The sequence below is a fragment of the Psychrobacter sp. H27 genome, assembly GCF_059072655.1.
On sequence record NZ_JCACRX010000001.1, the window covers coordinates 845,201 to 861,103 of the forward strand.

The 15,903-nt window shown below is 43.7% G+C and carries 14 protein-coding genes; 13 read left to right on the plus strand and 1 reads right to left on the minus strand.

The window, feature by feature from the left end; genetic code table 11:
* Positions 1–604: 604 nt before the first annotated feature.
* From ccoN to AC5JPY_RS03300, 7 genes are all read left to right on the plus strand, one after another.
* Positions 605–2,086 (plus strand): cytochrome-c oxidase, cbb3-type subunit I, encoded by a 1,482-nt coding sequence (gene ccoN / locus AC5JPY_RS03270; protein ID WP_319050538.1) that lies wholly within the window; start codon positions 605–607, stop codon positions 2,084–2,086.
* A gap of 9 nt (positions 2,087–2,095) precedes the next feature.
* Positions 2,096–2,734 carry a cytochrome-c oxidase, cbb3-type subunit II gene (gene ccoO, locus AC5JPY_RS03275; protein WP_201601089.1) on the plus strand — a complete coding sequence of 213 codons (639 nt, stop codon included), beginning with the start codon at positions 2,096–2,098 and terminating at the stop codon, positions 2,732–2,734.
* A complete protein-coding gene (locus AC5JPY_RS03280; protein ID WP_194197257.1) occupies positions 2,734–2,916 on the plus strand; it encodes a cbb3-type cytochrome oxidase subunit 3 in 183 nt (60 codons plus the stop codon). Before ccoO ends, AC5JPY_RS03280 begins: the two co-directional genes overlap by 1 nt.
* Positions 2,913–4,058 (plus strand): cytochrome-c oxidase, cbb3-type subunit III, encoded by a 1,146-nt coding sequence (gene ccoP, locus AC5JPY_RS03285; RefSeq protein WP_493842891.1) that lies wholly within the window; start codon positions 2,913–2,915, stop codon positions 4,056–4,058. The genes AC5JPY_RS03280 and ccoP overlap by 4 nt, the downstream gene beginning before the upstream one ends.
* A gap of 159 nt (positions 4,059–4,217) precedes the next feature.
* Complete coding sequence (locus tag AC5JPY_RS03290) at positions 4,218–4,268, plus strand: type I addiction module toxin, Fst family (RefSeq protein ID WP_493852724.1); 51 nt, start codon at positions 4,218–4,220, stop codon at positions 4,266–4,268.
* Between the two features lie 229 nt (positions 4,269–4,497).
* A complete protein-coding gene (ccoG, locus tag AC5JPY_RS03295) occupies positions 4,498–5,910 on the plus strand; it encodes a cytochrome c oxidase accessory protein CcoG (RefSeq protein ID WP_493852108.1) in 1,413 nt (470 codons plus the stop codon).
* Positions 5,911–6,088: 178 nt separating this feature from the next.
* Positions 6,089–6,670, plus strand: coding sequence for a FixH family protein (locus tag AC5JPY_RS03300; RefSeq protein WP_319050541.1), 582 nt, complete (start codon positions 6,089–6,091; stop codon positions 6,668–6,670).
* Between the two features lie 108 nt (positions 6,671–6,778).
* On the opposite strand, the gene ttcA is transcribed toward AC5JPY_RS03300, so the two are convergent.
* Positions 6,779–7,957, minus strand: coding sequence for a tRNA 2-thiocytidine(32) synthetase TtcA (gene ttcA / locus AC5JPY_RS03305; protein ID WP_493852109.1), 1,179 nt, complete (start codon positions 7,955–7,957; stop codon positions 6,779–6,781).
* 342 nt (positions 7,958–8,299) lie between these two features.
* On the opposite strand from ttcA, the gene queC reads away from it, so the two are divergent.
* From queC to rlmKL, 6 genes are all read left to right on the plus strand, one after another.
* Positions 8,300–9,019, plus strand: a complete 720-nt coding sequence (gene queC / locus AC5JPY_RS03310; RefSeq protein ID WP_319050665.1) for a 7-cyano-7-deazaguanine synthase QueC — start codon at positions 8,300–8,302, stop codon at positions 9,017–9,019.
* Positions 9,020–9,249: 230 nt separating this feature from the next.
* Complete coding sequence (locus AC5JPY_RS03315; RefSeq protein WP_319050543.1) at positions 9,250–9,579, plus strand: hypothetical protein; 330 nt, start codon at positions 9,250–9,252, stop codon at positions 9,577–9,579.
* A gap of 175 nt (positions 9,580–9,754) precedes the next feature.
* Complete coding sequence (locus tag AC5JPY_RS03320) at positions 9,755–10,252, plus strand: peroxiredoxin (protein ID WP_319050544.1); 498 nt, start codon at positions 9,755–9,757, stop codon at positions 10,250–10,252.
* A 139-nt stretch (positions 10,253–10,391) separates the two neighbouring features.
* Positions 10,392–11,879 carry a dihydrolipoyl dehydrogenase gene (locus AC5JPY_RS03325; protein WP_319050545.1) on the plus strand — a complete coding sequence of 496 codons (1,488 nt, stop codon included), beginning with the start codon at positions 10,392–10,394 and terminating at the stop codon, positions 11,877–11,879.
* Between the two features lie 159 nt (positions 11,880–12,038).
* The gene (locus AC5JPY_RS03330) at positions 12,039–13,202 is read left to right on the plus strand and encodes a mechanosensitive ion channel family protein (RefSeq protein WP_493852110.1); all 1,164 of its coding nucleotides are present in this window, start codon (positions 12,039–12,041) and stop codon (positions 13,200–13,202) included.
* A gap of 299 nt (positions 13,203–13,501) precedes the next feature.
* Complete coding sequence (rlmKL, locus tag AC5JPY_RS03335; protein WP_493852111.1) at positions 13,502–15,808, plus strand: bifunctional 23S rRNA (guanine(2069)-N(7))-methyltransferase RlmK/23S rRNA (guanine(2445)-N(2))-methyltransferase RlmL; 2,307 nt, start codon at positions 13,502–13,504, stop codon at positions 15,806–15,808.
* Positions 15,809–15,903: the final 95 nt, after the last annotated feature.

The following is a 15,903-nucleotide window of genomic DNA, read 5'->3' on the forward strand; positions in this document are numbered from 1 at the left end:
ATACACATCTAGAATCGTGATAAAATTGAGTATAAAATAAGCAAATAGCGCAATAATAATAAGTTGCTTGCGAATTTTTATACCAAAGAGTTTGTATTTTGGCGCATAGTTCTGATGATATTTGATTAGGATTGCGTTACAATACCCTTAAACAGAGTCGGGAGTTTTAACCTAACATTACATAAAAATGTTTTTTGTCAGCCGCCGCTAGCATACATCTATGGTCAGTGCGTTTTTATAGCCCTATAGTATGGGTATCTATCTTCATTAGTACCGATTTTTTCGTAATAATTAAGATATATATTTAGCCTTACAAGATGTTTGATGCTCAAAAACGGCGCGTCTTCTTATTTATCTCGATAATCTATTAACAATCCTACTATCGATTGGCTGTAAACAAGGTGCACAAAGCGCCTCTTTTTATCCATCAGTACCTACTGATATAAAACACCAGCCCATATTGATAGTTAATGAGATTATGGTGATAAGCACGGCAAAGAACGGCATGTACCGCAGCTATTATAGTTTGTCAGTTTTTATAATACCTATAGCGCGGACTGTTGGTTAATTCTGTTGATAATTCGGGCTGTAAAGGAATCATCCAATGAGTTTACAAAACACAGCAGTCGCCCCAGTTGACCGTGAGTACGAAATTACTGTCGTAAGATTTTTTACGATTATGGCTGTCGTTTGGGGCATCTTCGGCATGAGTCTTGGTGTGTTCATTGCTTCACAGTTAGCATGGCCAGGACTCAACTTTGACATTCCATGGCTGACCTTTAGTCATCTAAGACCACTGCATACCAATGCGGTGATTTTTGCGTTCGGTGGTTCTGCCCTGTTCGCAACGTCTTATTACATCGTCCAGCGTACCTGTAAGACACGCTTGTTTGCGCCGTATTTGGCGTGGTTCACCTTTTGGGGATGGCAGGCAGTTATTGTCGCAGCCATCATCACCCTACCGCTAGGTTTGACCACAAGTAAAGAGTACGCTGAGCTTGAGTGGCCTATCGATATCTTGATTGCTTTGGTATGGATCTCTTATGCCATTGTATTTTTTGGTACGCTCATCAAACGTAAAACCTCACATATCTATGTGGCTAACTGGTTCTTTGCCGCTTTCATCATTACGATTGCCCTACTACACATCGTAAACAGCATGGCAATTCCGGTTAGTGCGTTCAAATCTTATTCGCTATTTGGCGGTGCAACTGATGCGATGGTGCAGTGGTGGTACGGGCATAACGCGGTAGGTTTTTACTTAACGGCCGCCTTCCTTGGAATGATGTATTATTTCGTTCCTGTACAGATTGGTCGTCCTATCTATTCGTATCGTTTGTCTATCGTTCACTTTTGGGCATTGATTGCTTCATATATGTGGGCTGGTGGTCACCATTTGCATTATTCAGCGCTTCCTGATTGGACGCAGTCATTGGCAATGGTATTCTCTATCATTCTATTCGCGCCATCTTGGGGTGGTATGATTAATGGTGTACTCACGTTATCAGGCAGTTGGGATAAGTTGCGCACCGATCCGATCATCCGCTTTATGATTGTGGCATTGTCGTTCTACGCAATGTCGACGTTCGAAGGCCCAATGATGTCTATTAAGACAGTCAATGCGCTATCGCACAACACGGACTGGACAATTGGTCACGTACACTCAGGTGCACTTGGCTGGGTTGGTATGATTACTATTGGTTCGCTATACGTATTGTTACCACGTATTTATAACAAACCAAAGATGTACTCTATTAGCTTGATCACCACGCATTTTTGGCTGGCGACTGCAGGAACGATTTTCTATATCGTATCTATGTGGATCTCAGGTATTGGTCAAGGCATGATGTGGCTTGCTACGAACCCAGACGGTACTTTGGTATATAGCTTCGTTGATACTGTTGAATTCTCGCATTTCCCATATATCGGTCGTGCTTTTGGTGGCTTCTTGTATGTATCGGGTATGTTTGTTATGGCTTATAACTGCTATAAAACACTCAAGATGCCAGAAGGTAAGCCTGTAGATGTCGCTGATCCAACGGATCATGAACCTAGTGTCGAAAAACCTTCGACAGCTAACGTATAAGGAGCGATCATGGCTGGTACACCGCATGAAATTATTGAAAAAAATACAGGCTTGTTAGTCATTGGTATCGTGATTGCTATTAGTTTTGCAACGCTGGTTGAAATCGTACCATTGATTTATGATAACAAAGGCCCTGAGGAAGGTGGGGTGAATGCTCCCCTACCTGCTATGGAGCCTTGGACAGCGCTTGAATTCGAAGGTCGTGATATTTATATCCGTGAAGGATGTCACGTTTGTCATACGCAAATGGTTCGTCCACTACGTGCAGAAGTCGAACGCTATGGACCGTATTCGCGTGCCGCTGAGTCAACGTGGGATCACCCATTCTTATGGGGATCGAAACGTACTGGACCAGATTTAGCACGTGTAGGTGGTCGTTATTCTGAAGACTGGCAAAAGCAGCATTTGATTGCGCCACGTTCGCTAGTGCCTGAATCAGTGATGCCTGGATTCCCTTGGCTTGCTGAAAATGAAGTAGATGGTGAAGACATTCAAGCTAAAATGCGTCTATTCCGCGATCGTTTTGGTGTTCCTTACACTGAAGAAGACATCGAAGGTGCTCCAGATGCTGTACTTGGTGCCACTGAGCTTGACGCTTTGGTTGCCTATCTACAGCAGTTAGGTACCGCAATGGAAGGACAGCGCTAATGGGTATTGGTGAATTACAAACAATTGCGACCGTTTCTGCCTTTATTGCCTTCGTAGGCGTTGCATGGTGGGCGTATTCGCCAAAAAACAAAAAACGCTTCGAAGAAGATGCACAACTTGCGCTTGATGACGAGGATATTAAATCCTTGTCTGAAGAGCAGCGCAATAAGGATAAACGATGACATTTTTTTGGAGTTCTTGGATCACGCTAATCAGTATCGGCTGCTGGGCTTTTATTCTTGGTGTCTTGTTGTTTGTTATCAAATACAAACCGAGCCTAGAAGACGACGGTACTACTGGTCATGAGTATGATGGCATCCGAGAATACGACAAAGCACTCCCTAAATGGTGGTTGGTAATCTTTTTTGGTTCAATCATTTGGGGCGTTGCCTATTGGGTATTTTTCCCAGCCATGTTCCCTAAACACTGGGAAGGTATCGCAACCGTAGAAGTCGATGGCGAAACAGTGCCTTGGACCTCTAAGAACGAGCTATTTAGTGAGCTTGAAAGCAACAACAAAGTATTTACAGATAACTTTGAAAAGAATATTTTGGTCAAAGCCGATGCAGCAGGTGCAACCGCGACGCTAGGGACACTGAATGAGTTGCAAGCGACTATGCGTCGTAGTGACAACCCACCAGCAGACTTACAGACTCAAATCGATGGTAAAGTAGCAGAACTTGCCCCCTATGTCGAAAAACTGTCTGAAAATCCAAATGCATTGAAAGTCGGTAGCCGTTTGTTCTTGCAGAACTGTGCGGTATGTCACGGCTCAAACGCCAAGGGTGCCACAGGCTATCCTAACCTGACCGACAATGATTGGTTATATGGTGGTGAAGCCAGCAATATCCTAACGACGTTACATAACGGGCGTGTCGGTGGTATGGCAGCATGGCGTGATCAGCTTGGTGAAGATGGCATACGTGCTGTTGCTGAATACGTCTTAGCGATGTCAGGCAATCAAAATGACTATGAGCTTGATCAAACGAAAGTGGCTCAAGGTAAGGTTATTTTCAATGAGCCTACCAACTGTGTTCTTTGTCATGGACCAGATGGTAAAGGTATGATTTCAGCGGGTGCACCGAATTTGACTGATAATATTTGGTTATATGGTGGTGACCGCGAGACTATTCGTGAGACGCTACGTTATGGTCGTGCTGGTGTGATGCCTAAGTGGGATACTAAGCTAGGTAATGAGCGTATTATGCTTCTTGCTGCTTACATCTACTCACTATCAGACAAGACTGGTAAATCACCTGAGGGATCAATGGTTACTGCAGCAGCGACTCAGCCTGTAGCAACTGAAGAAGCAACTGCTAACTAAGTATAGATACTGTACATGGACGAGATTTAATGAAGGGAGAACTGTCATTACAGTTCTCCCTTTTTATATATCCTTGCAGAATTCTATTCAAAATGACTATGAATTCAGAATGACTATGATAATCAATCATAGATAGTAAACATTATCAGGATATAGTAATTGCTTTTCACGATTATAACCCCATTATTAGTAGGGATAATGTTAGAATAGCTGGCGTTCAAAATAGCCTGTTAAGTATGACGCTATAAAGTCCTAACTTAGTCTCTACTAATTTGATCTCTATAATCGACTATTTGGTAAGTGGATGAGACTGGTATTTGTCCAGTTCTCTACCCTCTATTTACTGACATTGATAACATCGTACACTCATATACTTCAACGCTAGAGGTATTTGTTCATCATGCCAGCAGACTGATTCTTTTTTTAAAGAGGCACGTTTATGTCAGCACAACAATCACCCAATAAAATCCCTGTCCAACAGATTGATCTTGATGCGACCAAGCATCGTGTCCACCCGAGGTTTGTCACAGGTTTTTATCAAAACATTCGTGTCATCACGATGTATGCGCTCTTAGCCGCTTTTTTACTTTTGCCGTGGCTGCGCTATAATGGTAGACAAGCAATATGGTTCGATGTGCCCTCACAGCACTACTATATTTTTGGCATGACTTTTTTAACTCAAGATTTTTATTTTATTGCCGCATTTGCCATCATTGCCGCATTCACTTTGTTTATGGTGACTGTCTATGCAGGCCGTGTTTGGTGTGGTTATGCTTGTCCGCAAACGATTTGGACACATCTGTATCAGTACGTTGAAAAATGGGTCATTGGTGATCGCAATAAACGCATGAAATTTGACAAGGCACCCCTGAGTGCGAGTAAAATCTTCAAACGTACGGTGGTCTATTCGATTTGGCTTTTGCTTTCAGTTATCACAGCGGCGACTTTCGTCAGTTATGTGGCGGGCACAGACTCTCTGTATCATAGCTGGCAGACAGTAGGACTGATTCCTATACCTGATTGGCCTACATGGGTATGGGTATCGATGTTTATCTTTACCTTTGCCACTTATGCCAATGCAGGCTATATGCGTGAGCAGATGTGTGTACAGATTTGTCCTTATGGGCGTTTTCAGAGCGTGATGTTTGATAAAGATACCTTGATTGTCTCTTATGACTATGAGCGCGGTGAGCCGCGCGGTGCCCGCAAAAAAGGCACAAATCCTGAGCATCTAGGTGACTGTATCGAGTGTACTATGTGCGTACAGGTCTGCCCCACTGGTATCGATATTCGTGATGGCCTGCAAGTCGCCTGTATCCAATGCGCAGCCTGTATTGATGCGTGTAATGAGATCATGGATAAGGTTGGCTACCCGCGCGGGCTGATTCGTTATACAACCGAGCGTCAACTGGCAGAAAAAGAGCCTAGCCGCGTACTTCGCCCCAGACTGTTTGCTTATTTGGCTTTATTAGCGGTACTGTGTGGTGGGGTCATATATGCTCTAACAGATCGCGTGCCGTTAGAGATTGATATTCGCCGTGACCGCAATCAATTATCCTCGATCAATACTGAAGGCATGATAGAAAACAGCTATATCGTTAAACTGACCAATAAAACACAAGATGCGCATGCTTATAAAATCACGCTAGCACCGCAAGATGGACTGAGTCTAGAGCTACGCTTTAATGATGTGCCATTAGAAGCAGGCGAAAGCTTTGATATGCCCGTTAGTATTTATGGTGACCCTGATGTGATTGAGTTTGGTCAAACGCCAGTGACCCTAAATGTGGTCAGTGAAGACGGTAAGTATCAGGTCAGTAAACAGAATGTCTTTACCACCCAAGGGCAGTAAACCTTTGGATTTTATATATTTCATTCGATAGTTAGCGATGCAGCCTATTATAAGCTATCGAATGAGGAATCTATTATTGAACTGGCAGCGCTTAGCCGTCAAATTATCCGTTGATACCGTTTGTAGATATCTGATGTATAGATTTCTGATAAATAAGTATCTGATGAATAGGTATTTTATGTCTAATCAAGCACCGAACTTTAAGCATCAAGATACTCAGCCATGGTACAAGAACTATATGGTTGTTATCTTTGTCATAGGCATGCCAGCTGCGGTAGTAATCGCGTGCATCTGGTTTGTTTATTATTCTTACCAAATCCGTGACAGCGTGGTACGTGATGACTGGTATATGGATGGCAAGACGCTCTACCACGATGTATCACGTGATAAGCTCACTTATGATTTAGACTTGCATGGCGAAATGCAATTTGCAGATAATGGCGATATTGTGTTTTATCTTAATTATCCTGAGCAAAGCGTGCAGTCAGGCAAGCTACTAAACGGTGCACCACTCACCTATCCTGATACGCTGGATTTGTCTATCTCGCATGCAACCGATGTCAAAAAAGACCACGACGTCGTACTACAGCATATCGAGGACAATAAATACAGCGCGCAAGTAGATCTTGATGTGGTAAAAGCCAAGTATTATTTGCAAGTGAGCAACGATGGTGAGGATGACTGGCGTATGCAAGATGTGGCAAAACTACCGCGCTCAACAGTTAGCTTTGACCCATTACCAGTCTTCGCTAAGAGTTAATGTTATTAAGTTATATCCTAGCTCTACTATCCATACGCAAAAAAACCAGCCACTCATAACAGTGGCTGGTTTTTTATGGTTTACTCAATGAGTATTTATTTATAAAGGTTAAATAATAGGATTAATCGTTGGGATTTTTTGGGCGGTACGCTCACTTTTTGAGGTACTGTCTGACGCTGAGTCCGACGCTACCGAATGTAACTTCTCGCTGGCGAACTTTGGATTGAACGTCTGCGTTCTTGGTGATACTGGCAAACCAATATCCGCCAAGCTATCAGTCTGCCCTGCCTGAATATTGTCACCCTCAAACAGACGCTCATCATTATCACGATCAAGACTCAGTGTTTCAAAGTCAAACAACTCACGGTCAGCTAATTGCGATGGCGCTACGTTTTGCATGGCCTTAAAGATAGAAGCCAAACGCTGCGGATGCGCATCATCCCATTCACGTAACATGTCATTAATGATAGCGCGTTGTAGATTGGTCTGACTGCCACACAAATTACAAGGAATGATCGGAAATTCTTTTAATTTGGCATATTCAATGATGTCCTTTTCTTCGACATAGGCTAGCGGGCGAATCAGCATGTTTTGCTTGTCATCGCTCAACAATTTAGGTGGCATTGATTTGAGCGCACCGCCATGGAATAGGTTTAAAAAGAAGGTCGCAAGCATGTCGTCGCGATGATGTCCAAGCGCAATTTTGGTAGCACCGATTTGTTTGGCAAAACCATATAGTGAGCCTCGGCGCAGACGTGAGCACGCTGAACAGTAAGTTTTACCCTCTGGTACCACGCTTTTGACGATACTGTAGGTGTCTTTTTCTAAAATATAATGGGCAATGCCTTGCTCATTGAGATATGCAGGTAAAATATCCTCAGGATAGCCAGGCTGCTTTTGATCCAGATTGACCGCGACGATGTCAAAATGAATGGGGGCAATGCGTTTTAATAACAATAAAATATCCAGTAAGGTATAGCTGTCTTTACCGCCTGAGACGCAGACCATCACCACATCACCATCTTCGATCATATTAAAATCACGAATGGCCCATGACACTTGACGGCGTAGCTTCTTTTGGAGTTTACGAAAGTATGCAGACTTAGTAGGCGCTTGAGTATCGGCAGCTTGCTCAGCAACGACATCCTCATTGCTAGACGCTTTAGCCTCTGTGTCGGTATCGTCCTCTAGAACATAGCTACTAAATCCCGTTTCACTAGACATATGATCAGACATCTCATCAAAACTAGGAGCGATGTTTGGCGTAAATAAAGTTGCTGCAGTCATAAGTTACTCAATATCTTTATAAGAAGGGTTTTGCGATAAAACAGTTTGCAGTAAAGCACAGTGAATGACCTGTGGTGGCTGGTGCTTTTAAAGCGGCAATTATAACAAATATTGCTAACAGATTGAAAAGAGGACAGTCATTTGGACTTTATTTTTATCAGCATACTGACCACGTTCGCCTTGGCTACTTAATGACGCCTGATTGGTCGCTTCATGGTTCTGTAGTCGCTGTATTTTTGCTAAAATAGCCGTTTTCGTAAACCAACAATAGATATCACTATGACTAACGTTACTTTGCAGGATACTTCTCTCCCTCAATCCTCTGATACTGAGCTGGACGCCATTAACAAAAACCAAAACGCTGTTGTCCTATTATCGGGTGGTCTTGATTCGGTCACTTGTTTGTATTGGGCAAAAGCACGCTATGCCTCTGTAACAGCGGTCAGCTTTAATTATGGTCAACGTCACAACAGCGAGCTTGTCGCAGCAAAGACCATCGCAGAGACAGCAGGTGTTAATCATAGAATCATTGATATTGACATCGCCCAACTTGGCGGATCGTCACTCACTGACCATAGCATGATCGTACCAGATGGTGATTCAGATAAGTTCCCTAGCAAAAAGCGTGACGAGATTGACAATGACGCGATCCCAAACACTTATGTGCCTGCACGCAATACAATCTTTTTGTCTTATGCACTAGCCGTTGCAGAAGTAACGGATGCCAACCATATTGTCATTGGGGTCAGCTCAGTTGATTATTCTGGCTACCCAGACTGCCGCCCAGAGTACATAGAAGCCTTTGAGCACATGGCCAATCTTGCCACAAAAGCTGGCGTTACCGGTCATCGCCTGTCTATTCAAACGCCACTGCAACAACTGTCTAAAGCACAAACGATTGAGCTTGGTCTGTCGTTGGGTGTCGATTATGGACAAACGATTTCTTGTTATCGTGCAGATTCAAATGGCCTGGCTTGCGGAGTTTGTGACAGCTGTGCATTACGTCGTCAAGGGTTTAGCCAAGCTGGCGTCACTGATCCTACTCATTATCAAGCAGGATAGAGACGACAGACTGCGGATCAAACAGCGCTACCAATCAACATTAGCGAAACATTCGCTTGCATTAACACAGCACGTCGCCATTGTATTTCAATCGATATAATTGCTATGGTATGAACGATTATCTGTGTCATCAGATGAAATCGATCGTTACAGTCAGCCATATACCGATGAGCTGATGACGCACTGAATACCAAATCTATAAAACTGACGCTACCTGTAAGAGGAAATTTATGAAGTTATTGCCAGTATTACCCCTAGCCTTGGCTGCCGTATTTGCCATGCCACAAGCCAATGCTACCGATATCAAGCAAGATAATATCAACTCTTGTGTCAATGGCGCAGTCAAATATAAAGTTGCTAGTAAAAACGATGCTACTAAACTGTGTAATTGTACTATCGGCGTGCGTAGTAATATGACGATTGGTCAGATGTGGGAGATCGAAAGCTACGCAAAAGACAAAAAGGATCCCTCTGGCTTGCCTTATGTAAAAACCATGCAAAAAGACTTGCAACAGTGTACGGTCGGATTGGATTTGAAGCAGCCACAGAAACCTGCTTAACCGACTACTTATTTGATATACAAAAGACTGGCCATTGCCAGTCTTTTTTGTTGGCAATGAATGAGCAAAGTGTAAAACTGATTATTTATTTCTATTAATCTGCCTATAATAAGAACACGATAAATAAAATCTCAAATAAAACCAACATATAATCAAAACCAACAAGGATTTTACAATGGCAAAGCCAACCACAGAAACCATCGACCTACCTGACTTTCCAGTAACAATAGTACGCAAGCTCGCTGGTAACTTCATCCATGATGAAATCAGTCTAAAAGAGATGGTTGCCAATACGGACAAAGGTCTTATTCTCTATTTTTATCCAAAAGACAGCACCCCTGGCTGTACTACTCAAGCGACTGAGTTTACCGCTCATCTCCACGAATTTGATGATTTAGGTTATGACATCATTGGTGTCTCTCGTGATAGCGTCGAGTCTCACGAAAAGTTCATCGACAAGTATGATCTACAAATCCCGCTTATCAGTGACACTGATGAGCAGCTCTGCCAGTATTTTGAAGTTATTAAAGAAAAAAATATGTATGGCAAGATTACTCTAGGTCTAGTGCGCTCTGCATTTGTATTTGATAAAGACAGTCAATTGACTCATGCGCAGCGAAACCTACGTGCCAAAGACTACACCAGTCGCTTACTGACTATATTAGCATCATAAATTAGCACCATAATCTATAAGCTGAGCCATTTAATCAGCAGTTACGCACTATCCATAAACATGATAGTCGCGTAAACATAAAGGTCTTTGCCAATAATAAAACGCGCTGCTACTACAACCCTTCCTACTAGAGAATAATATGAACAAACCGTCTGATACTACTGATAATGCACCACATAACATCACACGCCACGTTTCTGTTGCCGTTATCGGCGCTGGTACCGCAGGTCAAAATGCATTTCGCCAAGCGAGCAAAATAAAGGACGACGTCGTCATTATCAATGAAGGGTTTTGGACAACAACCTGTATCGCAGTCGGTTGTATGCCTAGCAAGCTACTTATTGCGGCGGCTGATCGCGCACATGATGCCAATAACTCTAGCGAGTTTGGTGTTCATGCAACGGCAACGATTGACGGCAAGCAGGTCATGCAGCGCGTGCGTGACGAACGCAGTCATTTTGCCAGCTACATCAAAAAACAAGTAGACAGCTGGCCCGATCACAAAAAAATCGATGGACGTGCTCGTATCAATGAGCATGGATTGATCGAGGTAAATGACGAGATCATCTCAGCTGAACAAATCATTATGGCGACAGGCAGCTCACCGTTTATTCCTGATGGCTGGGCAGACATGCTTGGCGACACTATGCTCACCTCTAATAGTGTTTTTGAGCTGACAGATTTGCCCAAATCTATGGCCGTCATCGGTGCTGGCGCTATCGGTCTAGAGCTTGCGCAAGCATTCACGCGTTTGGGCGTAGAGGTCACGCTCCTAAACCGTGTAAAACAAGTAGCTGGTCTCAAAGATGAGGATATTAATCACAAAGCCATCGACTGCTTGAGTAGTGAGCTCACCATGCATTTGGGAAGCACCATCAACAATGTCGGCACAACATCAGATAGCGGTAACACGAGTGCGTTTATCGAATATGAGGACAGTGCAGGCACATCTCAGCGATGGCAAGGTGAGTATGTGCTGGTCGCTACTGGTCGCCGCAATAATATCAAACAGCTCGGAGTCGAGAACTTAGGTGTTGAGCTTGATGATAAAAACCGTCCAAAAGACTTAAGTAAGAAGACAGGGCAAATTGGCGACTTGGATATCTATATTGTCGGTGATGCCAATGCCAATATTCCGCTGCTACATGTCGCTAGTGACGAAGGCTATAGTGCAGGCAACATGGTCTGCGAAAATACAGAAAACGCATATATCCGTCCACCTGCCCCGCCTTTTTCTATTGTTTTTTGCTCGCCGCAAATCGTCAATATCGGTATGTCATTACCAGAAATCCAAGACGACTCAGAGCTTGAGTTTGTTATCGGTAGCGTGAGCTTTGACAATCAGGGCCGTAGCCGAGTGATGGGGGTCAATTGCGGGTTGCTACATATCTATGGGTGCAAAAAAACCGATAGGATTTTGGGTGCTAGCATGGTTGGTCCTGATGCTGAATATATCGGTCATATATTAGCTACTGCGATTACCAATGATTTGTGTATCAAACAACTGTTAGACACGCCTTTTTATCATCCTACGATACTAGAGGGACTACGTACGGCGCTGCGTGATGTTCAGGATAAAATGAAAATTCCATATCAGTCTCAAGACACTCAGGAAGACAATTTTTAATTGATGACCAAGCAATCCTATGTAGTCATGAGCAGCATCTTTAGATATAAGTCATGCTCAGTAGTAATATATTTGATTGCTTTGACCACTTGAGGTAATTTATTAGTAGATACCTCATATATAAAAATTTGTACAAACACACCCTGCATGGATGAGACAATGCCGATCGCCAGTGTTACCGACTTTTTCAAAGAGATCATTCGTGACCTGCATACTAGCCTCTACCTTGCTCTGGGTGGCTCCATAGATGAAGAATCCCTTAATTGGTCTTCTCAGGCGGTAGAGCTGACAAGTACTGGCATCAAAATCCTAATACTGCTTGCAGTATTGGGGTTTTTTTATTGGTTGGCCAATTATATCCTGAGACAAAGCAGAGCCAAAATTCATCTGAACGAGCGCCGTACCAAAATCGCTCGCTCAACCCTGCGTTATGTGTGGATTGTGGCGAGCCTGATTGCGATCATGAGTCAAATAAACTTTGAACCGGAAACGATCAAAGCCACAGTAAAAGCAAGCACTTGGGCTGGTATTTACTACGTGCTCTGGGCATCATCAGGTCAAATCATTCATAAAGTATTGCAGCATTACGGTCTCAACGCCTCGATAGAGCAGCTGCTCAAAAATATTTTATCAGTGCTCATATTGGTACTCGGGCTTGCCAGCGTGATGGCACAATTTGGCTTTGATATCGTATCATTGGTTGCTGGTTTGGGCATTGTTGGCTTAGCAGTCGGCTTTGCAGCTCAGTCAACCCTTGCCAACTTTATTGCAGGTATTACGATTTTGCTAGAGCAGTCCTTTCAGGTTGGCGACTGGATTCATATCAATGATAATGAAGGGCGCGTGGTGCTCATTGCTCTACGCACAACCCATATCCTGACGCGAGACAATATCACAGTCATTATCCCAAACTCCAACGTTGCCTCCTCTGAGGTAATCAATTTAACCTCCAAAAATTTCATACGTTTTGATATACGTGTGCGTATTGCCTTCGAAGACGACATCGAGATGGCGCGCAAAGAAATTTTGCAAGTGCTCAGCAATACCGATGCGGTGCTCAATCGTCCTGAGACTTCCGCCACAGTAGCCGAAATCGGAGAGTATGGCGTGTTTTTTATTGTGCGTTTTTGGGTAAAACCAGCAGCGGTTGCACGTATACCCAAAATCAAAGAAGTATTGCAAGAAGAGATCAAAGTTGCTTTTGATGCCGCTGAAATCTCGACGCCCTACCCGCATATGCGCCTGCTCATGCCAAAAGACGTTGACTACCCTATCGCGACCAAACCTTTTGCCACTACTACCCAAGTGGTGTCAGAAGAGTGACCTTTAGCAACAGATAAGTAGACACGTAACGTCTATAGACACATAACGTTATATGTTTGATCAGATTCTATGGGTTTGATCATATATAGTCAGCGAACTATTAAACCGCTACGGTGTTATCCTCCCTAGAGGTACTATGTGTACAATCTGCGGTCGACTGCCTTGTAGCTGTTTTAGATTTCTTTGACTATAGGTACGTCCTCATTTTGAACTATCCCACTACGAATTATGGTAAAATTGCGGGTTACACCGTCCTCTTATGATTTGCTTTTTTGTCAATTTAGCCCACAGGTATCCGTATGACCGAACAAACTGCCCCCGCATCTCTAGCAACCGCTACACCAGAGTTGATGCTTGATCTTATCATTACCTGTGCCGATGGGCTTGAGGCACCGCTGCAGACTGAGCTGACCAGCTTTGGTATTGAGAGCGACATCAAGAGTACGGGGCGTCTCGCCGTCACTGGTAACTTGCGTGACTTGTATACTATTTGCCTATGGTCCCGTGTGGCGTCACGAGTATTAATGCTCATCAAACGTCGAAACATCAACGCAGAATATGATGTCGCAGAGCAGCTCTATGGTTTAGCAAAATCGGTCAATTGGACAGAGCAGTTTAGCTTAGAGCAAACCTTTGCGATTCGTCTCTCTGTCGATAAGCGTGTCGCGGTGAGCCAGCAGTTTGCCATGCTACGTGTCAAAGATGCTATTGCAGACACTTTCAATGAAGTTTACGACAGCCGTCCTAATGTCGACAGCAAAAACCCAGATTTCTCTATTTTTGCCACCATCAATGACAAGCAAGCTGAGTTGTATCTAGATTTATCAGGCACCAGTTTGCATCGCCGTGGTTATCGTGTGGCCATGACAGAAGCGCCTTTAAAAGAAAACCTAGCAGCCGCCCTACTTTATAGTGCTGGCTGGCACAAGAAAAACGATGCAGGCAATGCGCCTTACTACAATGCCTTGATCGATCCTATGTGTGGCTCTGGAACGTTCCTTATCGAAGCGCTACTGATGCACTGCGATTACGCTGTGGGTATCGACAAAGCCGCCAATCAATTTGGATTTTATGAGTGGCAGCATCATGATGAGACGCTATGGCAAGAGATGATCGATGACGCTCAAACACGCTTTCGTGATGCCTTAGACATTGCCAATGAGCAACCAGATACCTTGCCACTGATGCTAGGGTTTGATGCCGACAATGGCGCAATCATCGCCACCGAAAAAAACCTCATTGCCGCAGGGTTACAAGACCTGCTACCACTACTTGATATCGAAACCCGCGCCCTTGATCAACTGGGCAGCACGCTAAAACCACTAGTGAATGATGGGCGATTGAGTAATCCTCTAATCATTACCAACCCACCTTATGGTGAGCGTCTGGGTGATGAGGAAATGATTAAACCGTTATACCAAGCAATTGGACTTATTGTTCAGGACAGCTTTGCTGGTAGCGGTATCGACCCAATGCTCGGCATCCTAGCGTCTCGCGTTGAGCAAGTAGACATACTCCCTATCAAAGAGCCGCGTACCCTGCGCTGCCATAATGGTGCGATTACGGTTTATTTCCGTTACGGAACACTGATCTCTGGGCAAACGGGCCATCTTGTCAGTCAGTTCGAGAAGCGTGAAATCGAAGTGGAAGAAGGACAGGATTTTATCAATCGTCTACAAAAAAATCTGGGTAAGCTCAAAAAGCTGGCTAAGAAAGGCAACGTGAGTAACATTCGCGTATACGATGCTGATTTACCTGATTTCAAAGTAGCTATCGACTTGTATGGCGACTACGCCCACGTACAAGAATATGCACCGCCAAAAACCATCCCACCTGAGACGGCCAAAAAACGCTTCAACTTGGCACTGATGGGTATTCGTGAAGTGTTTGATATTAACCGCGAACAAATCTTTATCAAGACACGAGCACGCCAGTCAGGTAATGATCAGTACAGCAAACAGAACACCACTGAAAAACGTGGCAAGTTTCATGTTGCTCGTGAAGATGGTGCCTATTTCTATGTTAACTTTACCGATTATTTAGATACGGGATTGTTCATCGATCACCGTAATATGCGCGCACGTATCAAAGACAACAGTCGCGGTAAGGCCGTCCTCAATCTATTTGCTTATACTTGCACCGCTAGTGTACACGCTGCTCTCGCTGGCGCTAAAAAAGTCACCAGTGTTGATTTGTCACAGAACTACCTAGATTGGGGCAAACAAAACTTTGTATTGAATGGTCTGGACGTTAGTCGAAATAAGTATCAATTTGTCGCGGCTGATATCTTTGAATGGATCAAAGACAATACCGAGCAATTCGACGTTATCTTTATTGATCCGCCGACATTTTCGAACTCTAAAAAATTCCAAGGTACCTTTGATGTGCAACGCGATCATGCCGCACTAATCAATCGTGCGATGAATCGTCTGACCTCCGATGGCGTCTTATACTTTTCTAATAACTTCACGCGCTTTGAGCTAGATAAGCAGTTGATAGAGCGCTACGATATCGTCGATATTACGCAAAAAACCATTGGCTTTGATTTTAATATCAAAAAGCCTATTCATCAGAGCTTTGAGATTCGTCATCGCCAGAGCCTATAATGTATTAAATATAAAGGTTCTTTATATGAGTAGAGCAATGAGCAGTAGTCACATAACTGTCTGAAACGTAAGTTTTTTGCTCAATGTATATGAAA